Raw genomic sequence first — 19,873 nt, forward strand, 5'->3', positions numbered from 1 at the left:
GTATTTGAAAAGTATACTATGTGATTTAAAAGTTTACGTATTAAAATCTGAGAGTCAGTTTAGTTATTTGTTAGTTAATGCAAGTCCAACCCAATTTATTTGGGTTGGATTTCTTATTCAAAACAGAAATATGTAGAAAGGAGGTGCAAATCCCTCAGCGCCCACAATCTAAAAGCGGTCAAATCCAATGATTTGACCGCTTTTGTTTTTTGGTGCCATTTCAAGACGTCACTTTTGGGAATCAATGTTGTCTTTGGCATTAGAAAATCCAATTGTCATATTTCCTCAAAAAGAACGTCTTTTGTTTTACGCACTTTTGTTCTGAACTGCGTATGATCTTTCGTTGACCGATACCCGACCGGGGCAATTACCGCAGCATTCAATCCTTTTTGGTCAAGTCCAAGAATGGCATTGAACTTTTCTTGCTCAAACCCTTCCATTGGGCACGAATCAATTTTAAGTTCTGCACATGCGGTCAATAGATTGGAAAGTGCCAAATAGGTTTGCTTTTCGGACCAAGTTTGCCAAGCTGAATCTGATTTTTCGGACAAACTATTCTTGATAAGATTACTGTAGCCGTTCAGTTTTTCCAAGGGTGTTCCTTGTATTTGGGAAGTTGCTTGAATGTATTCGTCAATATGCTCATTTTTTCTTTCGGTGTAATTACAGAACACGAAAATATGGGAGGCATCGGTCAATTGTACTTGGTCCCATGCCGCTTCCCTTAGTCTATTCTTGAGCTCTTTGTTTTTAATGATCAGAACCTTATAAAGTTGTAGTCCATAAGACGATACTGATAGCTGTACAGCCTCCTTTAGTTTCTCCAGATCTCCCTCTTTAATTGTTTTGGATGCATCAAATATTTTTGTTGCATAGCGCCATTTTAAGTCTTCCAATAAATCCATTGTCTTCTGTTTTTAAATTATTTTATTCATTGTTTTCAACTAGCTCTTATTGATCAATAAGATTCCAAAGGTCATCGCCAGCAACCCGAATGCCCTTTTTATAACAATGGGCTCTTGTGGCAATCCAAACCATCCATAATGCCCGGCAACCGCAGAAAAAATAAGCTGTCCAAAAAGGCCTATGGAAATCATGGTAGATATGCCAAGTTTTGGGATGGTATAGTAATAAAGCCCAATGCCAATGACACTGAAAAGTGCCCCGGTGAACCATAGATATTTGGGGATGTTCAGTAAATGTGATGCTTTTGGAAAGTCTTTGACAGTCAAGACAACTACCAACAGGGCGAAAAGCATACTAAAAAAGAATGTTGTTAGGGAAGCCAGCAAAGGATTTTTGAGTTGAACACCCAGTTGTGCGTTCAATCCCCCTTGCATGGCCAAGAACACCCCGCCTATAAAAGCCAATAAAATGTTGATATACTGGTTCATGACCCTACTGTTTGATGGATCAAAACTAGCAGGATCTCTTTTGGGAAATCTTAAGGTACATTAAGAAACAAGAACGGGTATGGGTCTAATTTTGGTTGCTGTTTTAATCACCAATTACCTGCTTTCTTAACCAAAGTCAATGAATAAGATGACATCACAAAATAGCTTTGCTGAATTATGAAAAAGTCAAAAAGTAAATATTGCGCCACTGTATTTCTAGGGGTGCAAAACCTCATTTTTTGGGTGATGTCGGTTTGTCCGATACTGGGTTTTGGTCAACTGTCCGATCAATCCAAGAATCAGATTGATTCATTGTTCATGGATTGGGAGTTGGGAAACCATCCCGGCGGAGTGGTGGGTGTCATGCAATCTGATGAACTTGTCTATTTGAATTCCTTTGGAAACGCCAGTTTGGAATATACGGTTCCCAATACGAAGACTACTTTGTTCAACATTGGGTCCATATCAAAACAATTTACGGCAATGGGTATCGTAATTCTTCAAGAACGAGGATTATTGTCTTTGGATGACCAGGTTCAACAGTATTTTCCTGGGTTTCCAATTTTTCATAACCCCATCAATATAAGACATTTACTACAGCACACAAGTGGATTAAGGGATTTTCATGATTTAATGGCATTGGCCGGTTGGCGTGGTGATGACTATAGAAACAATGAGGATATCTTAAGAGTGGTTCAAATGCAAACCGATTTGAATTTTGCACCTGGTGAAAAGTTCATGTATTCCAATACGGGATATGTTGTTCTTGCGGAAATCATTGAAAAAGTCACTGGGGAGGATTTCAAAATTTGGATGAAAAACAATGTTTTTGAGCCTTTGCAAATGCACAGTACCTATGTGGAGGACAATTATCAGCGTGTTGTTTCCAATAGGGCCACATCGTACTATCATAGTCACGATAAGGTGTTTGAAATGGCCCAGGGCTATTGGGCATATACAGGTGCCGGGAATATGTATTCCACAGCTGGGGACCTGTTGAGGTGGTCCGCTAATTTTTATACCTCCAAGGAAGGTTGGCAAAGGCCATTTGAAATCCTACAAACTTTAACCCGGTTGAATAATGGCACCATTAATAATTATGGTTATGGAATTTATGTGGATGAAAAGTTCAAAAAAAAGAGGATCCAGCATGCAGGAGTGGTAGGCGGCTATAGAACCTTCTTGAGTGTTTATCCGGATGAGGAATTGAACATTGTGGTATTGACCAATTTTTCGAACGCACCGTTTGGTGAAAGAGCGGATGATATTGCTGGGATCTTATTTTCAAAATCCAATGAAAGAGCAGGCCTGTTTCCCAATTCAAAAGTTGGGGAGAAGATGGAAGATCAATCCAAGCCATTATCGAATTTAAGCGATTTCACAGGCACATTTTATAGCTCTGAAATTGATACTTATTACACTTTTTATGTAGCGGACAATGCCTTAAAATGCTCCCATATCCGGCTTGGGGAATTTGTGATAGAGGAAATGGGTAATGATATGTTTAAAAGTAGTTGGCCTCTTGAAACCATAAAGATGTCACGCAATCTACATGGTGAAGTGGCTGGTTTTTATGCATCCACCGGGAGAGTTAAAAATTTGAGGTTCAAAAAAATCAAATCATCATCAATCAATTAATATCATGAAAACAGCGGTCATCAGATGTTTGTTGTTCGTATTGGGCTTGGCCTTTGGGTATGGTCAAAACGATACTATCATCATTCAAAATGTAAATGTAATCCCCTTGCACGAGGAAGCTGTATGGGAAAATCAAACAGTGGTAATTTCTGACGGCAAAATATTGAAAGTATCCGTTTCAATCGATACATCGGTGTACCGGTCGTCCAAAGTAATTGATGGTACAGGAAGATATTTGATACCAGGATTGAGTGAAATGCATTATCATTGGCGCAACAAACAAGGTGGGATTTCCCGCGACTTCAAATTGTTGTTGGCCAATGGTGTTACCACGGTACGAAACATGGCGGAATACGATTGGCAGGACCATATTGCAATACGCGACAGCATAAACAACAGCCAATTGATGGGACCTAATTATTATACGGCCGGACCCTATTTGCAATCTAGTGATTTAAAATCAAGTGCCGAGGTAAAAAAGGTAATTGAACTTCACCATAAAAAAGGGTTTGACTTTATAAAGATTGCAGACAATCTACCCAAAGAAATTTATCTGGAAGTTTTAGAAACCGCACAAACATATAATATTCCGGTGGTGGGACATGCACAACGGGAGATGGGCTTGGAGTTTTCACTTCGAATGAAATCCATTGAACATGTGGAGGAGTTTGTGTATTTGGTTGATGAAGAACAAAGAGACGATGATGGGTTCTTGCAGGATGCGGTGGAACAGATTAAAAACAGTGGAATTACAATTGCCCCTACTTTGGTGGTCTTTGATATGATCGTGAAGAGTTTGGATGACAAAAGCTTTTTGAAACTTGGTAAGGGGAATACAACAAAATATATGCTGAATGGAGATTATGGGTATTGGGCTTCGGATGAAAATCCTTATCGACAAAATTTAAAGGGAAAGGTAATCAACGGAAAGGATGCATTGCCTTTACTTGAAGGCTATTTCGAATGGATGAAAAAATTCACGAAAATGTTGGCAGATGCCGATGTGCCCCTGATGACCGGAAGCGATACCTTTGGATTTGTGGTGCCAGGGTTTTCATTACACGAAGAATTCCAATTCCTGCAAGAAGCAGGTCTTTCGCCCTATCAAATTTTAAGGGCAAGTACAGTTGTGCCTGCCCGCTATTTGGGGTCAATAGCCACGGAAGGCACTATTTCCGAAGGAAAAAATGCCAATTTGGTCCTATTGAACAAAAATCCCTTGGAGAATATAGCCAATACCAAATCCATTGAAGGTGTTGTGTTAAAGGGGGAGTGGTTCGACCGCCACCGATTGGACCATCTTTTGGAGGAAGTACAACTTTTGAATCAATAAGTCATTAAATTGAAATTTCCCATGCCACATTTTGTATTGGACTGTTCCCAAACTGTTATAGAATCGCAATGCCCGGAATCCATAATGCAATTGGTTTACAAAACCGCTGAATCCACAGGGTTATTTTACCCAGCGGATATAAAAGTGAGAATCAACCCGTTTGAGCTATATATGGTCGGAAATTCCAAGGAAAATTTTATTCACATTTTTGCCAATATCATGGAGGGTAGGACCACGGAACAAAAAGCAAATTTGTCTAGGCAGATTGTTTTGGAACTGAAAGCCATGTTTCCTGAGATTCCCATTATTTCCATCAATATCAGGGATTTTGAAAAGGCCACCTACTGTAACTAAAAGATGGTTTAAATTTATTGTATGAAGACAAAATCGATCATATCCATAATCACTATTGTTTTAATGGTCATGAACCTACAATCGCAAACAAACGTCAAGGAGAATGTTGTGGGTTCCATTCATCTGATCAATTCAGAGTTTTTGGAGGAAGAGCAGGAAGTGCAAATATATCTGCCTGCCAGTTATCAAGATTCTGACAAAAAATACCCGGTAGTCTATATTTTGGATGGCCAACGGTTCTTTTTGCATGTGGTCAGTTTGAGTCAATCGTTCCAACAATTTCAATTGGCACCTGAATTTATCATTGTAGGGATCAAGAATTCGTATCCTCAAAGGTTTCAATATTTTGGGGAAGAAAAGGAGACTTTCAAAAGCTTTATAAAAGAGGAATTGTTGCCTTACGTGAACCAACAATTCAGGGCCAACGGTGAGCAACTGCTTTTTGGTTGGGAGTATGGTGGAAGTTTTACTTTTGATGTGCTGTTGAAAGAACCATCACTTTTTAACGCCTATTTGATGGCGAGTCCATATCCCATTTTTGATGCGATTGACGGCATGGACACAACGGTAAACATTAATGCCAAGCTCTATTTTGCCGTGAGCCCAGATGAATATGATGTTAGGCACAGCACCGAAAAATTGAACGACAAACTGAGATCACAGCCTATTGAAGGTCTTGCATGGAAATATTTTGAGTTTGAGCTTGAAGAACACCGCTCCACAGGCTACCCTACCTTATACCATGGTCTTCGGGACTACTTTAAATATTATCAGGAGTTTGAAACGAACAACCTTAAAAAATTTATGGCTGCTGGAGGCATGGATTTCGCTTATTCTTATGCCGAGCAAAGGGCTAAAAAATATGGATTTTCATCGGAACTCTCCCTTTGGTCGCGTTTTACCATTGTTCGAAGTGCCATGCGCGCCGATGATTTTGAGCAGTTTGAGATCCTGTTGAGTGCCCTGGGCAATAAAATCTTTATAAGTGAACTGGTGGAAAATCGGGACTATGCCGTATCCCAAATCGCCATATTTTATGAAAAGCACCATCGGTTTCAAGAAGCTGTGGAACTCTATGATATCTTATTAAAAAAATATCCGGATTCGGAAAATTTGTTGACCAGAAAACAGAGCGCAGCATCAAAACTCTAAAAAGTCAAATTTAAAAGTGAAAGATAGAATGAAATATGGAATGCCTTTGCTGGTATTGATGCTGATAGCTTCCCATCAATTTTTTGCCCAAAGCACGGTTGAACAGTTGGAAGTAAACTCGAAATACTTGCAGGAAACGAGAAAGGTCCATGTGGTATTACCAGAAAAGTATGGGCAATCCACCAAAGAATACCCTCTTATTTTTGTGTTGGACCATGAGCTGTTGTTCAATACCACCGCTGCAATTTCCGCCCAATTGAGCGCCACTTCCCGAATGCCGGAATCCATTGTTGTTTCCTTGGTCGCCGGTAGTCAACATCGCAATTATTTTGCGCCAAATTTATACAACAATCATCGGGACCGTGCATATAACTATGGTGGTCATCAGGATAATTTTTTAGGCTTTATCGAAAATGAACTGTTGCCGCTTTTGGAGAAAAAATACAGACTTGCCAAGTTTAGAATGGTTGTCGGGTTTTCACCCTCTTCGGTTATTGCATTACATACTTTGTTGAACAAACCCGTATTGTTCCAGGCCTATATCTGCTTGGCAGCCGGGAATATCATTGGTGATGGCTATGCCAAAGATACTCGGCTGATAGAAACATTGGAGGAACTGTACAACAACCCAGGGATACCGGAACATTATCTTTATGTGGTATCGGGGGGCAAGGATGCAGAAAGTCAGCCTTACATTATTTCCAATGTTGAGGATTTTAATACGAAATTGACCAAGGCCGATCTATCCAAGGGTCATGCAAAGGCAGAAATTCTTTATGGGGAAGGCCATACCGATGTGGTGTTGCCCGGGTTGATCTCCGCCTTTAATTTTATTTTTCCAAGGGACAAGTGGGTTGTGGATTATTTGGATTTGATAGAACAGGAAGGATCAGCCAAGGAAAATATCCTTCATTTTTACGACCAACTGTCCAAGACCTACAACTTTCAAATTTATCCCAACGTGGATAGATTGTACAGCATGAGTTGTCTGAAAAATATTGGGCGACGATTGTTGGGAACAAATAAAGAAGCGGAAGCCATAGAACTTTACGAATATTGGACAGCTTTGTATCCCCAATCCCATTCGGCCCATTATTATTTAGGGATGGCCTACAAAGCAGCGGATAGGCTTAAAATGGCCAAAGAGTCCTTTAGCCGGTCCTATACCATAGCAATGCTTCAAAATAGTGAAGATGCAGCGCTGTACAAAAGGGCCCTAGAAGAATTGAATAATTAATAATCATTCAAGAAAAATGAAACTAAAACATATCCTTTTTTTTATGGTTTGGTGCATTGGTACCCATTTGATTACTGCACAGCAAGGCGAAACCATTGTTCCCGGTGAAAGGATCACCAACCTTTTGGAACAATATTACCAAATGAACCTTAAGGTTTTTCAAGCGGATTCCACACCCGAGGACATTGACAACATTTTTGAACTGTTCACGGACGATTTTACCTATGTGCATCCCAATTATGGTGGGGTTTACACCCGTGAAGACCTGTTTAACGGTTACGTGCGCAACCAGAAAAACGGGGGCTATGATGGCAGTGTAGTGAACATTAAGGTGGAGAACAAAATTTTGGGGCTCAATGCGGTGGCCGTAAGCAAACGGTTCATGACAAAGGAAGCAGGCAAAATTGTACAAGGTGAAGCCCAAATGGCCCTTTTTGAGTTTAGGGATGGAAAGATTTATAGGATCACGGAGTTTTGGTGACAAGTTGATTCGTTTTTTTGGAGTACTACCTTTTAAGTCAATGATGAATTTTTGAACAATTTTGATTTTTCTTAGCAATGAAAACTCAGATTATGAAAGTGAAAAAAAACATTGAATTTTTGGTGCTGGCATTTGTGCCAATTATATATGGTTGCGATACTAATAACCAAAGTGTAGAAAAAGGTGATTCATCAACCGCAAATGAAAACCTGTACTTTGGGTATAAGCCACCAGGATTAACTCCTGAAATTTTTATTCCCAAAAAGAGTACTTCTGAGGGTTGGAAATTAGGGAATGAGGACGCATTGGAAATGGAAGAGTTTTACTTCACTTACTCAGGTGACGACCTCTTTCAGCCGGCTGTTGTGGTTTTTCGGAATGAAGGCAGTTATTACAGATCGAACAAATACAGTTTTCACCATAATGGGAATGAAAATAGCGACATCTTATACTCAAGACAATATTATATTGAACGAACAGCTACTGGTTGGTCAAAATTGAAAACCCTGGGCCCAATGTTTGACAGGGAAGATTGGGGCATTATGGTGATGTCAGTATCCTCTAAAGGGACTATGGTCTTTGACGATTATAAAAATAATGATGTGCTCCGCATATCAACGATTAAAGATGGCAAGCGTGAAGAACCAAAACTGCTCGGTCAGGATATTAACACAGGGAGATGGACGGCCCATCCCTTTATTGCACCTGATGATTCCTTCATAATATGGGGTAGCGAGCGAGAAGATGGGTATGGCAAGTCTGACAATTATATCAGTTTTAAACAACAAGATGGTTCATATGGTTCGGCTATTAATATGGGAGATAAGATAAATTCAGAACTAGTTGAAAGTGGTGCAAGGTTATCCCCTGATGGAAAATATTTATTTTTTAGTAGGTCAGAAGAAAAAGTTAAGGAAGATGGAAGTACATACTGGGAGTCAAAAAAATATTGGGTTGATGCAAAAATCATTGAACAGTTAAGACCTCAATAATAAAATATGACTTCCGAATCATGGCTGCGATGGAGATATTATAATACAATAGTTGGCCGTAACTCCCTTACTGCAAATAAGGGCTTATTTAAACAAGTAAACGGTGAAGTGGTTGTTGGAGAAGCCCAAATGGCTCTTTTTGAATTTAGGGATGGGAAAATTTGTAGGATTTAAAACCCTCTTGTTATCCTAGTGGCAACACTACTTTTGTGTAGCCCACAAATGTTGGCCCAAGCAATTATTTTCCATTACTTCAATAAGTCGTTCTGAACGGTCATCTGGAATACCACGGTGATACTGTTACAAGATTCTTGCATTTGTTGTAGGTTGTCCAAGGCACTTTCGGGCAATTTTTGCTTGGCAGATTCCCAGGTCATCTTATCGGGCCATTGCGCATAGGCAATAAAGCTACCCATCTCGTTTTTGTGGAGACGGGAGCCAAGTCCTCCCGCATGTATCATAAATGCTTCTGTCACATGCTGCCATAAGGTCTCAAATTGCTCTTCCTGACCTTTGGTAACATCAAACTGATAGAGTACTGCATACATGTTGTTCGTATTTTTTTGTTTTCCTAATCCCAAGAGTGGGAAGTTGAGATGGCATGTTTGCCCGCACCACTATAGTAAAATGCAATTCCGGCCACTAGATAAATGAACAATAGATCCAAGGACCATCCCCCAAATTGGTTCAGGGTAAGAATGTTTTGGGTCTGCGCCATTAGTATGGCCAATAAACAATTGACGGATAGTATTAATCCGGCCAGTCGGGTCCTAAAACCTATCAACAGCATCAATGGGGCTATTATTTCGCCTATGAACACTCCATTGGCCAAAAAAACAGGTAGTCCATATTGTTCCATTAGATCTCCGATAAAACCTGTTCCGTTTTTTACTTTGTCAAAACCATAGATTAACATGGTAAAGGGAATGGCAATCCTAAATAAAAAAATAGCGTTGTTTTTGTTTCGTTTCATGATATGTTCGATTAAAAATTATAGGTAAAAAAGAGGCCCATGTTCTCCAGTTTTTTACGGGCATTATTGAATTGGTCCAGATTCACGGCCCAACCTGTGGCAAGTTGATTTTGTTGTACCCCTATTTTGAACTGTTGCAGGCCCCTTATGTACCCTTTGTTGCTTAGATTTCCCGTTGCCAACAGATGTATGTAACCAAAAAGTTCACCCCCAAGGTTTGGAGAATAGCCAACCACTAAAGACTGTTCAAACGAAAACCCGTTTTGATAGGTGCTACCGGCCGAATAGGACAATGAAAAATCAGGCTGCTTGAAATTATAGGTTAGGGAGAGTGTTCCAAAAGCGCCAGGATTTTTAATGCCGATTGCAGAATTGGCTTTTATGCTCTTGGTAAGGGCGTAGGACATGTTGTTCCGTATAAAATAGATGTTGTTGGAGTCATCCTCGTATCCGGCATCAAAAAGAGTCAAATTATCCACGGAAATCTTCGGATGGATGGTATACCGGATCATATGCTTGTAGGTTAAGGATCTATTCCCGAAAACAAAATCCGGAACAAAGTGTAGCTCCTGACAAAAAATATGGCTTGTCAAGGTTATGACAAATAAGACAGACAGTATAGTTTTTTTCATAATAGGGATGGATTAATATTGCCGCAAACCTATAATTGAACAAACTGGGAATGATTAAGGTATCTTAAGAAATTGAGAGGGCTGATTTTATCAAAAAATAAAAGGCGTAGGCTCATCATCATGCAGAACCAACGCCTTAAGAATGGAGTAAACCCCTTTTTCAGGGTCAATATAAGGGGAACGAAAAGCTTTCGAGATGGCCATAGGTTGTAAATCCTAATTTGTGATAGATTCTCTCCCCCTCTTGCGAGGCTACCAGAAAAACCATTTTGCTCTTTGCTTTTTGGCTTTGATGAATGAGGAACTGGGTCATTTTTTTACCAAGTCCCATGCCCCTATACGCGGCCTTGGTGCCTATCATGTGAATGCCCGATACCCCGTTTTTGTCTATGTAGACCATGCCGCAGCTTGCAAAGGAATTGCCCAATTTCCCTAAGAAAAGTTGTAATTCAGGCTTATCTGTCAAAACCTCAATGGTTGAAGGTGCTACAGGATAACCGAAGGATTCAGAAGCCACTTGGGCAAACAGCCTAGCCTCATTTGGTGACTCCACAGGGACAAAATCGGATACGGCCACTTGGTCAAAATCGATATTTGTCGTGTCCAATGCCATGGCCTTTATTTTGGAGGTTAAACGAAAACCTTGGGATTCCAAATTGTTCTTCAGGGTGTTACTTTGGTAGATTCCTATGGAGTTGGGTATAGTTTGCGATTGAATTTTTTGCTGTAATCCTTGAATGTCCAATGTGTCAACATCCAAGTTGAAAACTTTGCTGGGCCATGAGTCCTGGGATGGGTTGGTGAAGGTGTATCCCTGTTCGATCCCAAAGAAACCACCATACGTTCCAATTTGTTCCCAAAAAGCGAATAAATGTTCAATGATCTGCTTGTTCATCCTGTTTGAATCGTAATAAAAATCTTTTTCTTTTAAACTTTTAAAGGTATTTGTTGTAGCCCATCAATTTCGTGTTGGGTGCCATGGTTCCATTATATGGCTTATGGATTTGGGACTATTGCTCCCCGTAAACGGTACTACTTTTTCATGCTGTACTGTTGTTGTTCGGTACAAACCTATGGAGGGTAAAACTTAAGAATCTTAAGGTTCCTTAAGAAAATGGATCATTTCAGCTTTTTCCGCAGGGCGCTCAAAAATTCAGGGGTAATGCCCAAATAGGAAGCAACCATATATTGCGGAACACGTTGCTCAATACTTCGATACTTTAAGCGGAATTCAAGATAGCGTTGTTCGGCCGGTTTGCTCATGGAATTGATTGTGCGGTCCTGTAGGGCTACGTATGCTTTTTCAAACTTTGTCCTGTAGAATCGCTCAATGGTAGGCACTTTATCATAAAGCTCGTTTAATGTATCCCTGTGTATCTGTAGCACAGTGGTCTCTTCCAACGCCTGTACAAACTGTTTGGCAGGAGTTTGGGTCAAATAACTGTATAGGTCGTTGACCCACCACCCTTCAATACCAAATTGAACAATATGCTCTTTGGCTTCTTCATCCATATGGTAGGCACGTAGGCTACCTTTGGCAATGAACCGCATGTGGTTGGAAACATCACCGGCAAAGAGCAAGACTTCCTTCTTCTTCAAGCGTGTTTCCACATAGCTGTTGCATACAATATTTTCCTCATCAGAGGTTAGCCTAATCGTTTCCTTCAAGTGTGATATGAGTAATTCCTTTGGGTCCAAAATCTAAATTGAATTTGAATTTACTAAAAGTTGCAGAAAATGGGGTAATCGGTTGGTTGGATAGTTGGCAAGAAAATGTTCTTAACCAAAGTCAATGAAAAATGAAATACCCAGATTTACATTTGTTCCCATGTTTATTTCAAGGACAATGAATCTTAAGACTACTTTACGGGTTTCGGGTATAAGTTACCTTATGATATTCCTTACAGGGTTCTATGCTAATTTTTTTGTTCTGGAAGCCATAGTGGTTTCCACGGACCCCATAACTACCGTGACTAACTTTATCGAGTATCGCCCAATGTTGAGGGCGGGTATTTTGGGCTTTTTGGCAATGCTGTTTTTTGATGTTGTCTTGGTAGGTTCATTGTACTACGTAACAAACAAAGTGAACCGAAGGATGACCATTTTGGCTTCGGGATTTAGAATGTTGCACGCACTGGCATTTGCAGTGGCCTTGGCAAGTTTGTTCCATATTTATGGGATGACCGATCCTGCCACCGGATTGGATTTGAATCAACTTGAACCCAAAATCACGTTAGCATTGGAAAATTTTGACTCAATTTGGACATTGGGATTGCTGTTCTTTGGCGTACACTTGTTTTTATTGGGATATCTGTGTATTAAATCAAACGGGATAGCTAAAGGTTTAGGAGTCATGTTGCTTTTGGCAGCGTTGGGTTATCTCACGGATTGTTCGGCCAAGCTTTTTATGGGGAACTATGTTGATTATCAGGAGGTTTTTGGACTGTTGGTGATCATACTGGGAGTTGTAGGGGAGTTGACCTTCACCATTTGGCTACTTTTTAAAGGCTTCTTTGATGCTCGATTGGAAAGCATTGGTTGATTACCTATTGGTGATGCGTTTTCGAATCCTGCTCAGCGATTCAGGTTTGATGCCCAAATAGCTAGCCAAATGATATTGTGGAACCCGTTGAAGAAGTTCAGGACTATTTTGCATGAGGTCCGTGTACCTTTTTTCCGGATTGGACATCATAAACTGGGCCTGCTTATCCTGATATGCCCCGAGTTCTTCCTCAATGGTAACACGGCACAGGGACTCAAATCCCGGTACCTTTTCAAAAAGTTCCCTTTCCCTTTCCCTGGACAATATGGCCAATCGGGATTCCTCAATACACTCCAAGTAATGATTGGAGGGAATTTTTAGATTATAACTTTGTAATGATGAAATGGCATCATTTTCAATATAAAACTCCGTGGTTTTTTCTTCCCCATCCACCATATAATATTTGCGAACCAGTCCTTCAATATTAAAAAAGGATTCATTGGAAACCTGACCCTCTCGGAGTAAAATGTGTCCTTTTGGAAAAGTTACTATGGGAATGCATTCGGTCAGCACCTGTTTTGCTTCCTCGCTCAGGTCCAAGGCTCCTTCCAATAGCTGTACGATTTCACTTTTCAAATCCAAGTTTTGGATGTTCAACAAAAATTGAACTACTAAACTATGAAATCATTTGTCATCTTTATATCTAAAAAGATGTTCTTGAGCGTAATTTTTTTTTAAGTTGAGCCGATTTTTATTGCTTAGAAGTTATTCTTAAATAGTACCCGTCGGGATCTACAATGCGGAAATCTTCAAGCCCCCAAGCTTGCATAACCAAAGGTTCTCGTATGGGATATCCACTTGATTTTACCTTTTCATAGAGTCTCTTTACATTTTCAACTTCCAATACGATTTCTGCCCCATATCCTTTTTGAACATTTTTATGGTCAGGATTAAAGTGGTGATCATTGGAAAGTTTTGCCAAAGGGCCGATACCAATGGTAACGTTTCCTTGTTTAACAGGTTGATAGGATGGATTTAGTTTTGATCCTTGCATGGTAAAACCCAGGACCGTGGTATAGAAATGGACCGATTTTTCCATATCCGAAGTGAATAGCTCTATTCTAATGTTCATTCCATTTTGATCTTGGCCATTATTTTTGGATTTACAGGAATAACAGATAAGTAGGAGGCATGATAATATGATGGTAAATAGCTTCATAATATTGTTTGTTGATGGCATGCTAGGCAAGGGTTGTGGAACTTTTGCCTACACAGTGGTTTCTTGCCATTGATAAGTTCCTTTTACAGATTTTCTGTCTGCCTATTTTTGGGCAGTCAATTAGTGTAGTTATATAACGATTCATGTTAATTGTTACCTTGATCCGTTGCTTAGGAATTAAAAAGTGAAAGAATACGGATACAAAGCATTTTCATTTCTAAAACTTTATTAATTCGGGTACAAAGCAAAGTAGAAGGCATCTCAATTTCATTAACATAGGTTAAGAAAGTTGTTTGTTGAATATCATTATCCGGAATGGCCTAAACAGTTATTTTCTCATTTTTCAGATTTTGATTGATACCCATTCCTTTGGAATTCTGAAATCAAAGCTATTTAATCCGCCTTTTTCCCTTTGAGCAGGGCATAAATAGCCATGGCATGCCCGTGACCCAATCCAAATTCTTCTTTCAGCCAATTAGTAATTTGTGTGGCTTTTACCTCAGGTTTTATTTTTCCGTTTTGGGTGAATCCCATCTTTTCCGCTATAGCTTTAAAGTCGGAAGGCGATTTGCCCGTTTTTGCCTGAATGTTGTCTAAATACGCTTGGAACGACATTTATTGGGGAGGATTGAGTTTGTGATAGGCGAAGTAGGAAGCCATTAAAATGCCTAAAAATATCAATGGGAAGAAGGATTGAAAATCCATGCCGTCCACTGCAAAATGGCTGATGCTGGCAAAAATAAAATCGAATGCAAAACCGGCATAGGCCCATTCCTTGATGCGTTTTGAAACTTGAGGGATGATCAATGCTAGGGCGCCCAATACCTTGAAGACCACTAGGGCATTTCCAAAATAGTCGGGATAACCCAAATGCCGGATGCCCTCTTTGGCCAGTTCGGTTTGCGATGTAAGGGCCGGCAAAACGCCTTCCATTAAAAAGATGATGACCGTGGTGGTCCAGAAAATGATCTTGTTTGTTTTAGTTGTTGCCATGGTAGTTTGTTTATGTTTAGTTCAAAAATATTTGAATTTTAGTAGTTGATAAGAGGTGAATCCGACATATTGAAAGGTTGATTGCGACATAAAAGTCCCTATTTCATTTACACCCAAACCTGCATTTGAAAATTATGGTCAACCTTTAGGTTGGTCTTTTTCCTGATTTCAGCTTTTATGGGAAGAATATAGGTGTCCGCCTTGGTATCGAACCAGATTGCGGTGTCCCACTCCACAACACCGATCTTGGCAACTGCTTTCATTCTGCCCCAGCCTTCTTCCTGCCATTTTAAATGCTCCCTGATTTCTTTGGAAATGGTTTTGGGCAACGAAACAAAATACCAACCTCCCGGAGCATTGTGCTGCCACATTTTGGTGGTGAATTCATACTTGATTTTGGCTTGCATTTAATTATAGGATTGAATGCCTACTGTGATAAATTTTCTTCCGATCTTTTTTTCTGAATCTGTAAAATGTTATTCTGGATATCTTTCATTATCCATTTACCCCACCAACCTGCATAAAAATTGAAAGTTGTATTCATTCTGAAATTACTGTACAAATGCAAACGATGAAGACCATTAGGTAATTTTTCCAGTTCATAAGTGCCATTCAGAACATTAAAATAATCCCCACCTATTACGACATGTTCGTCTAGGGCAGTTGAAGGGATTTCGTGCGGATATGCCTTAATGTCAAATGTCATTCTTCGAATGTCAATATATTCTGTAACCGTTTCATGAAACACGAGTCCTTTTGTGAAAATCGCTTCACGGTAGGCACCAACTCCTTCAAAATTTAATTCTGCTTTTACTGGCCTAGGAAAACCAAGCATTCTTGTCAAATATCCTTTATCGTCTTCGACTGGTATTTCATGAACTCTAGTGACATTTGACCAAATTCTTTCTGTGGGAGCATCAATATCTATGTAAGTATATGCCTTGTAAGTTCCTGGTACAGATTCTATAAGACTTTCAATAGGCCCAATGAGGATTGGTAACAACACTAAAACTGAAATGTTGAGTCTATCACTTATTTTTTGAGTCTTTAAATAACCGCCAATTATTCCTCCTATTGATGAAGCTAAAAGGTAGACAGGCAATATCATAAGCCAGCAAGCCCAGCCTTCAATCACAAGAGCAAGAGTGATTACTAGAAACAGCAAAACGGAAATCCAAGGTGTGAAAACCCTATATGCTATCCTTTTTGCTTTTTCATGTGGTGATAAGTAAACCGTTAAAGCCCCAACTATTATGGGAAGCAAGAACAAAAAGGTAACTGACATTACCGAAAAGAGATCCATCCAAGTATCGATTCCGAAAAATAATCGAAGGACCACCGCGTATAATGTTGGAATCCCGATTGCAATTAAAAATCTTTTTGTTTTACTATTCATCCAAATATGCTTAGAAATCAAGTTTCAAAATCTTAAGATAACAATGTTTTCTATTTATTGCTAGAAAGGAATCCAGTTAAAAAAACACCCGAAGGGTGAGGTTTGGGGTAAATCCAAGAGAACGGCGGTAGATTACTTGATCAAGCATTAAACCATCACCATCTGTAGAAGTACGGTAAACAATGGAAAGGGGCACCACACGGTTGTAAAGATTCAGTGCAGAAAGACCCAACTGCATCTTGGCATTTCTCTCGTCCAAGTTAAATTCATAGACTGCCGAGGCGTCCAACCTGTGGAAACTGGGAAGTCTGTACCCGTTCAGATTGCCAAAGACCACGCTTCGGGTATCTTCATCATAACTGTTGATGGGGGTAATGGGTTGTCCAGTGCGGTATTGCCAACCCAGGGAAAGTTGAAAATTATTCAGTTGCAAACTATTCGAAATGCTGAAATTATGGGTAATGTCATTGTTTCCCCTAAAACTTTTTTCCTGGATTTCCTCAAAGGTGAAATTAACATCACTGAATGAATACCCAATCCAAAATCGATATTGATCAATTCGTTTTTTTATAAGGAGGTCCATCCCCATGATCCTGCTTTTACCTTCACTTAAACTGGGTTCTGGGAGTGTGAAACCTTGGCTATAAGTCGTTAAGCCGGTGAGTCGCTTGTAGTAGGCTTCTGCATCCAACGTCCAACCATTTTTATCGAAAAGTAGCCCTGTGGAAATCTGTTTGCTTTGCAGGAGCGGAAAATTCACATCATCGGAAAGCCTCCAAAGGTTGTTCTCCAATCGCAGCTCGGTTTGGTTAAATTCGATAAGTTGCGAAATAGGTTGGTTCCTTCGCTCCAACCCGGCCCGTAACCTAAGGGATTCGGATAGGGGCAGTTCCATATTCAGGCGCGGTTCCAGATAAACCCTGGCCAAGCTTCCGTAGTGCACGGTCCGCAATCCAATTTTCAATATACCGGTATTCTGTTTAATGAAGGAATACTCCCCAAAAAGCACATTTTTAAAATTGCTTTCATGCACCGGCAAGCTCAAATTATTGACGGGTTCCCCACTGGAAACTGAACTGAGGTCCACTTCCAGATTGGTGTTGGAAAGTTGGTAGCCAAAGGTAAAACGGTCTCCATTCCCCAAAATCCGATCAGATTTCAGATCCAAGCCAAAATCACTGATCCTGTTTCCTCGGATATTGGTCTCTTCCAATGTAGTGCCAAAAAGTTCCTCATTCAGATAATAGGAGTCATAGGATGAAAAATAGGTGGTCACTTCTTCGGTCTGGTTGGGGGAGGTATGATGGGTCCAGTTTACGCTCACCCCTCCATTGCCTGTGGTGAGAGAATCAACTTTGGTTTCACCTTCACTCATGAAGGAAAAATTCGTGCGGTTGCGGGTCATTAGGGCACTTAAGGAAATTTTATCCTTTGCAGAAGGTTGATACACAAATTTGGCATTCAGATCGTAGAACCGAAACTCGTTTTGGCTGTTTTCATACGTATAGTCGTCATCTGTGCTCACATTCAGCGGGTTGCCATTACTGTCGGTAATGGTTCCGCTATTGTTGAAGATTTTCCTTTCGTATGCTTCGTAAGTTGGACTTTCAAATACATCCAGATAGGAATTTCGTGCGAAAAGGGACAAAGAGGATTTTTTGGAAAGGGGCAGTTTGATAAAGCCGTCTACGCTCAAACCGTCTATGCCAAAACCCCCAGAAAGTTGGGAAGCCACCTTTTCATCCGTGGCAATATTGATTACTCCAGAAACCCTATCGCCATAGACCGCGCTGGTGGCTGTTTTAAAAATATCGGCTTTTTCAGTGGCATATGGATTGAACCGGGAGAGCATACCGAAGAGATACCCGGTGTTAAAAACCCTAATATGATCGAAGAGCACCAAATTTTGGTCTGAAGTTCCACCGTGGATTTGAATACCTGAGGCCGATTCGTCCAAACTTGTGACGCCCGGTATCATTTGAATGCTTTGCAGAATATCAGGAGTGGTCTGTCCCGGAATGGGTCCTAAAGGTCTTTGGGTCAGGGTGATGGATCCATCCCTGTTTCGGTCTATCCCTGTGGTGATATAGGAGGTTACAATTACTTCCTGAAGTTGTTTGTATTGTGGGGAAAGATAGATGGGAATACTATTTTCAGAGGATTCAAAATCAAAACTGCCATAACCGGAAACATCTAAATGGTGGGTTGGAAGACCATCATCAATGAATTGAAGAAATCCCTTTTGGTCGGTTTCAAGGAGTAGGATAGAGTCTACCATTACCTGATTTTCAACTAAAGGCATTCGGGTTTCCTGGTCCAATAAAAAAAGACTGATATTGCCCGAAATAGCAATGGGTGCGATAATGACTTGGTCCTGAGCTTCGAGTTTTTCAAAATGCAACGAGGTCTGCGCTTCTAGAACAGAAAGGAGTTCGGTTAAAAGTAATCCATCTACTTGTAGAGTGATTTGTTTGCTGGCCACAACATCTTCGGCATAGGAAAAATGAAGGTTGAGGTCTTTTTCCAGCTGCTGGATCACCACTTTTAAGGGTGTGGCATCAAAATCATAAAATAGCTTTTCTTGGGCATGGGAAGTGGTCATGCCTAAAACAAGAATGCATAATACGATAAAAATGTTCCTCATTTCTTACTCAGACAAGGTAACAATTCTTTTGTCTGCAGAAATGTGATATTTGAGGCCCATGGGTTCCATGGTAGTTTTTAAGGCATTTTCAAGATTTTGATGGGTAAATTGTCCCGTAAAAAGTCGGTCTGTTTGAATGGAATTCGCTTCAAAAGTGACGGGAAATTGTACCGATAATTCCTCCAATACTTCCGAAAAAGGTTGCTCGGAAAAGCGGGAAAAACCATTTTTCCAGTCGGGAGTCTGTTCGGTAAAATTGTGAGTATGGATCAAATTGTTCCGAAAATCCAATTCCATTCCCTGGGAAAGTTTTGTGGGTTCCAATTGGGAGTTTAATGGAGCAAATACCACGGTTCCCTCGTAACATTGGATTTTTAAATCTTTACGATTTTTAAGGTTGAATCGGGTTCCCAGTACGGATACGGTTCCTTGTCGGACCTTGACCTTGAAATCGTTACCGGAACGGATGTCAAAAAATGCTTCACCATCAAAATTAACGGCGCGATCTTCCTCCCAACCAAATCGTTTGTAACTCAGGGTCGAGTTTGCATTCAGTTCTATCATGGAGCCATCGGCAAGAAGTACGGATTCTTTTTCCCCTATACCTGTGGAATAGGTTACGTTGCCAAAAAAGTAGGTGTACCCTGCAAACAATAGCGCAATGGAAGCCGCTGCGGCCGGAATCCACCACAGCCTTTTCACTTTTGGTTCTTTTGTGGCCTGTTGGTTTTTGGCCGTGACCATGGCCAAGGCTTTCTCTACGTCAATTTCAGGACCGCTTAATTTTTTAGCCTCTTGATCAATGGCCATAAGCTGCCTGTAGACATCTGATGTCCTAAATCCCTCAAGTTCTTCCTCGGTCAGTTCCCCTGCCAACCATCGGGACAAAAAATCTTCATTGGTGTATTTTTCTTCCATAGGCATAGACCTTCTTGATTATAGGACAGTTATAG

The 19,873-nt window shown here is 40.3% G+C and carries 23 protein-coding genes; 8 read left to right on the forward strand and 15 right to left on the reverse strand.

What is annotated here, in order from left to right; translation table 11 throughout:
• Nucleotides 1–275: 275 nt before the first annotated feature.
• Both LKX84_RS00005 and LKX84_RS00010 read right to left on the reverse strand, forming a co-directional pair.
• Nucleotides 276–905 carry an NAD(P)H-dependent oxidoreductase gene (locus LKX84_RS00005; protein ID WP_228234803.1) on the reverse strand — a complete coding sequence of 210 codons (630 nt, stop codon included), beginning with the start codon at nucleotides 903–905 and terminating at the stop codon, nucleotides 276–278.
• A 39-nt stretch (nucleotides 906–944) separates the two neighbouring features.
• A complete protein-coding gene (locus LKX84_RS00010; RefSeq protein ID WP_228234804.1) occupies nucleotides 945–1,394 on the reverse strand; it encodes a DMT family transporter in 450 nt (149 codons plus the stop codon).
• Between the two features lie 177 nt (nucleotides 1,395–1,571).
• Here LKX84_RS00010 and LKX84_RS00015 point away from each other — a divergent pair, with 177 nt between their 5' ends.
• The 7 genes from LKX84_RS00015 to LKX84_RS00045 all read left to right on the forward strand — a co-directional run bounded on the left by LKX84_RS00015 (nucleotide 1,572) and on the right by LKX84_RS00045 (nucleotide 8,581).
• Complete coding sequence (locus tag LKX84_RS00015) at nucleotides 1,572–3,032, forward strand: serine hydrolase domain-containing protein (protein WP_228234805.1); 1,461 nt, start codon at nucleotides 1,572–1,574, stop codon at nucleotides 3,030–3,032.
• A 4-nt stretch (nucleotides 3,033–3,036) separates the two neighbouring features.
• Nucleotides 3,037–4,365, forward strand: a complete 1,329-nt coding sequence (locus LKX84_RS00020) for an amidohydrolase family protein (RefSeq protein ID WP_228234808.1) — start codon at nucleotides 3,037–3,039, stop codon at nucleotides 4,363–4,365.
• Between the two features lie 21 nt (nucleotides 4,366–4,386).
• Nucleotides 4,387–4,719: a 5-carboxymethyl-2-hydroxymuconate Delta-isomerase gene (locus LKX84_RS00025; RefSeq protein ID WP_228234809.1), complete on the forward strand. Its 333-nt coding sequence runs from the start codon at nucleotides 4,387–4,389 to the stop codon at nucleotides 4,717–4,719.
• 21 nt (nucleotides 4,720–4,740) lie between these two features.
• Nucleotides 4,741–5,871, forward strand: coding sequence for an alpha/beta hydrolase (locus tag LKX84_RS00030; protein ID WP_228234810.1), 1,131 nt, complete (start codon nucleotides 4,741–4,743; stop codon nucleotides 5,869–5,871).
• A gap of 16 nt (nucleotides 5,872–5,887) precedes the next feature.
• Complete coding sequence (locus LKX84_RS00035; RefSeq protein WP_228234811.1) at nucleotides 5,888–7,108, forward strand: alpha/beta hydrolase-fold protein; 1,221 nt, start codon at nucleotides 5,888–5,890, stop codon at nucleotides 7,106–7,108.
• 16 nt (nucleotides 7,109–7,124) lie between these two features.
• Entirely contained in the window at nucleotides 7,125–7,589 is a 465-nt protein-coding gene (locus LKX84_RS00040; protein WP_228234812.1) for a nuclear transport factor 2 family protein, read from the forward strand.
• Nucleotides 7,590–7,681: 92 nt separating this feature from the next.
• On the forward strand, nucleotides 7,682–8,581 hold the full coding sequence (locus LKX84_RS00045; RefSeq protein ID WP_228234813.1) for a hypothetical protein: 900 nt from the start codon (nucleotides 7,682–7,684) through the stop codon (nucleotides 8,579–8,581).
• A 248-nt stretch (nucleotides 8,582–8,829) separates the two neighbouring features.
• Here the strand turns inward: LKX84_RS00045 and LKX84_RS00050 are convergent, their stop codons facing one another.
• The 5 genes from LKX84_RS00050 to LKX84_RS00070 all read right to left on the reverse strand — a co-directional run bounded on the left by LKX84_RS00050 (nucleotide 8,830) and on the right by LKX84_RS00070 (nucleotide 11,884).
• Nucleotides 8,830–9,129: an antibiotic biosynthesis monooxygenase family protein gene (locus tag LKX84_RS00050; protein ID WP_228234814.1), complete on the reverse strand. Its 300-nt coding sequence runs from the start codon at nucleotides 9,127–9,129 to the stop codon at nucleotides 8,830–8,832.
• Between the two features lie 23 nt (nucleotides 9,130–9,152).
• Nucleotides 9,153–9,554: a DoxX family protein gene (locus LKX84_RS00055; RefSeq protein WP_228234816.1), complete on the reverse strand. Its 402-nt coding sequence runs from the start codon at nucleotides 9,552–9,554 to the stop codon at nucleotides 9,153–9,155.
• Between the two features lie 11 nt (nucleotides 9,555–9,565).
• On the reverse strand, nucleotides 9,566–10,066 hold the full coding sequence (locus LKX84_RS00060; RefSeq protein WP_228234817.1) for a hypothetical protein: 501 nt from the start codon (nucleotides 10,064–10,066) through the stop codon (nucleotides 9,566–9,568).
• Between the two features lie 286 nt (nucleotides 10,067–10,352).
• On the reverse strand, nucleotides 10,353–11,081 hold the full coding sequence (locus LKX84_RS00065; RefSeq protein WP_228234819.1) for a GNAT family N-acetyltransferase: 729 nt from the start codon (nucleotides 11,079–11,081) through the stop codon (nucleotides 10,353–10,355).
• Between the two features lie 224 nt (nucleotides 11,082–11,305).
• A complete protein-coding gene (locus tag LKX84_RS00070) occupies nucleotides 11,306–11,884 on the reverse strand; it encodes a Crp/Fnr family transcriptional regulator (RefSeq protein WP_228234820.1) in 579 nt (192 codons plus the stop codon).
• A gap of 148 nt (nucleotides 11,885–12,032) precedes the next feature.
• Between LKX84_RS00070 and LKX84_RS00075 the strand changes: the two genes are divergently transcribed.
• Complete coding sequence (locus LKX84_RS00075) at nucleotides 12,033–12,728, forward strand: DUF4386 domain-containing protein (RefSeq protein WP_228234821.1); 696 nt, start codon at nucleotides 12,033–12,035, stop codon at nucleotides 12,726–12,728.
• Here LKX84_RS00075 and LKX84_RS00080 read toward each other — a convergent pair whose 3' ends face one another.
• From LKX84_RS00080 to LKX84_RS00115, 8 genes are all read right to left on the reverse strand, one after another.
• Nucleotides 12,729–13,304 carry a Crp/Fnr family transcriptional regulator gene (locus LKX84_RS00080; protein ID WP_228234822.1) on the reverse strand — a complete coding sequence of 192 codons (576 nt, stop codon included), beginning with the start codon at nucleotides 13,302–13,304 and terminating at the stop codon, nucleotides 12,729–12,731.
• A 115-nt stretch (nucleotides 13,305–13,419) separates the two neighbouring features.
• On the reverse strand, nucleotides 13,420–13,800 hold the full coding sequence (locus tag LKX84_RS00085; protein ID WP_228234823.1) for a VOC family protein: 381 nt from the start codon (nucleotides 13,798–13,800) through the stop codon (nucleotides 13,420–13,422).
• A gap of 480 nt (nucleotides 13,801–14,280) precedes the next feature.
• Entirely contained in the window at nucleotides 14,281–14,502 is a 222-nt protein-coding gene (locus LKX84_RS00090) for a DUF4287 domain-containing protein (RefSeq protein WP_228234824.1), read from the reverse strand.
• Nucleotides 14,503–14,880 carry a DoxX family protein gene (locus LKX84_RS00095; RefSeq protein ID WP_228234825.1) on the reverse strand — a complete coding sequence of 126 codons (378 nt, stop codon included), beginning with the start codon at nucleotides 14,878–14,880 and terminating at the stop codon, nucleotides 14,503–14,505.
• A 107-nt stretch (nucleotides 14,881–14,987) separates the two neighbouring features.
• On the reverse strand, nucleotides 14,988–15,287 hold the full coding sequence (locus tag LKX84_RS00100) for a DUF1905 domain-containing protein (protein ID WP_228234826.1): 300 nt from the start codon (nucleotides 15,285–15,287) through the stop codon (nucleotides 14,988–14,990).
• Nucleotides 15,288–15,307: 20 nt separating this feature from the next.
• Nucleotides 15,308–16,276 (reverse strand): hypothetical protein, encoded by a 969-nt coding sequence (locus tag LKX84_RS00105; RefSeq protein ID WP_228234827.1) that lies wholly within the window; start codon nucleotides 16,274–16,276, stop codon nucleotides 15,308–15,310.
• Between the two features lie 76 nt (nucleotides 16,277–16,352).
• On the reverse strand, nucleotides 16,353–18,920 hold the full coding sequence (locus LKX84_RS00110; RefSeq protein ID WP_228234828.1) for a TonB-dependent receptor plug domain-containing protein: 2,568 nt from the start codon (nucleotides 18,918–18,920) through the stop codon (nucleotides 16,353–16,355).
• 3 nt (nucleotides 18,921–18,923) lie between these two features.
• On the reverse strand, nucleotides 18,924–19,838 hold the full coding sequence (locus LKX84_RS00115) for a FecR family protein (RefSeq protein ID WP_228234829.1): 915 nt from the start codon (nucleotides 19,836–19,838) through the stop codon (nucleotides 18,924–18,926).
• Nucleotides 19,839–19,873 lie beyond the last annotated feature (35 nt).

Origin of the sequence: Allomuricauda sp. M10 (genome assembly GCF_020782875.1) — a bacterium.
Lineage (GTDB): Bacteria > Bacteroidota > Bacteroidia > Flavobacteriales > Flavobacteriaceae > Flagellimonas.

Coding starts and splice junctions, on each gene's coding strand:
- LKX84_RS00060 (WP_228234817.1), bottom strand. CDS start 10,066: ATGATCCGGTATACCATCCATCCGAAGATTTCCGTGGATAATTTGACT.
- LKX84_RS00025 (WP_228234809.1), top strand. CDS start 4,387: ATGCCACATTTTGTATTGGACTGTTCCCAAACTGTTATAGAATCGCAA.
- LKX84_RS00005 (WP_228234803.1), bottom strand. CDS start 905: ATGGATTTATTGGAAGACTTAAAATGGCGCTATGCAACAAAAATATTT.
- LKX84_RS00090 (WP_228234824.1), bottom strand. CDS start 14,502: ATGTCGTTCCAAGCGTATTTAGACAACATTCAGGCAAAAACGGGCAAA.
- LKX84_RS00105 (WP_228234827.1), bottom strand. CDS start 16,276: ATGAATAGTAAAACAAAAAGATTTTTAATTGCAATCGGGATTCCAACA.
- LKX84_RS00055 (WP_228234816.1), bottom strand. CDS start 9,554: ATGAAACGAAACAAAAACAACGCTATTTTTTTATTTAGGATTGCCATT.
- LKX84_RS00100 (WP_228234826.1), bottom strand. CDS start 15,287: ATGCAAGCCAAAATCAAGTATGAATTCACCACCAAAATGTGGCAGCAC.
- LKX84_RS00010 (WP_228234804.1), bottom strand. CDS start 1,394: ATGAACCAGTATATCAACATTTTATTGGCTTTTATAGGCGGGGTGTTC.
- LKX84_RS00110 (WP_228234828.1), bottom strand. CDS start 18,920: ATGAGGAACATTTTTATCGTATTATGCATTCTTGTTTTAGGCATGACC.
- LKX84_RS00040 (WP_228234812.1), top strand. CDS start 7,125: ATGAAACTAAAACATATCCTTTTTTTTATGGTTTGGTGCATTGGTACC.
- LKX84_RS00045 (WP_228234813.1), top strand. CDS start 7,682: ATGAAAGTGAAAAAAAACATTGAATTTTTGGTGCTGGCATTTGTGCCA.
- LKX84_RS00085 (WP_228234823.1), bottom strand. CDS start 13,800: ATGAACATTAGAATAGAGCTATTCACTTCGGATATGGAAAAATCGGTC.
- LKX84_RS00115 (WP_228234829.1), bottom strand. CDS start 19,838: ATGGAAGAAAAATACACCAATGAAGATTTTTTGTCCCGATGGTTGGCA.
- LKX84_RS00020 (WP_228234808.1), top strand. CDS start 3,037: ATGAAAACAGCGGTCATCAGATGTTTGTTGTTCGTATTGGGCTTGGCC.
- LKX84_RS00015 (WP_228234805.1), top strand. CDS start 1,572: ATGAAAAAGTCAAAAAGTAAATATTGCGCCACTGTATTTCTAGGGGTG.
- LKX84_RS00065 (WP_228234819.1), bottom strand. CDS start 11,081: ATGAACAAGCAGATCATTGAACATTTATTCGCTTTTTGGGAACAAATT.
- LKX84_RS00095 (WP_228234825.1), bottom strand. CDS start 14,880: ATGGCAACAACTAAAACAAACAAGATCATTTTCTGGACCACCACGGTC.
- LKX84_RS00030 (WP_228234810.1), top strand. CDS start 4,741: ATGAAGACAAAATCGATCATATCCATAATCACTATTGTTTTAATGGTC.
- LKX84_RS00050 (WP_228234814.1), bottom strand. CDS start 9,129: ATGTATGCAGTACTCTATCAGTTTGATGTTACCAAAGGTCAGGAAGAG.
- LKX84_RS00075 (WP_228234821.1), top strand. CDS start 12,033: ATGAATCTTAAGACTACTTTACGGGTTTCGGGTATAAGTTACCTTATG.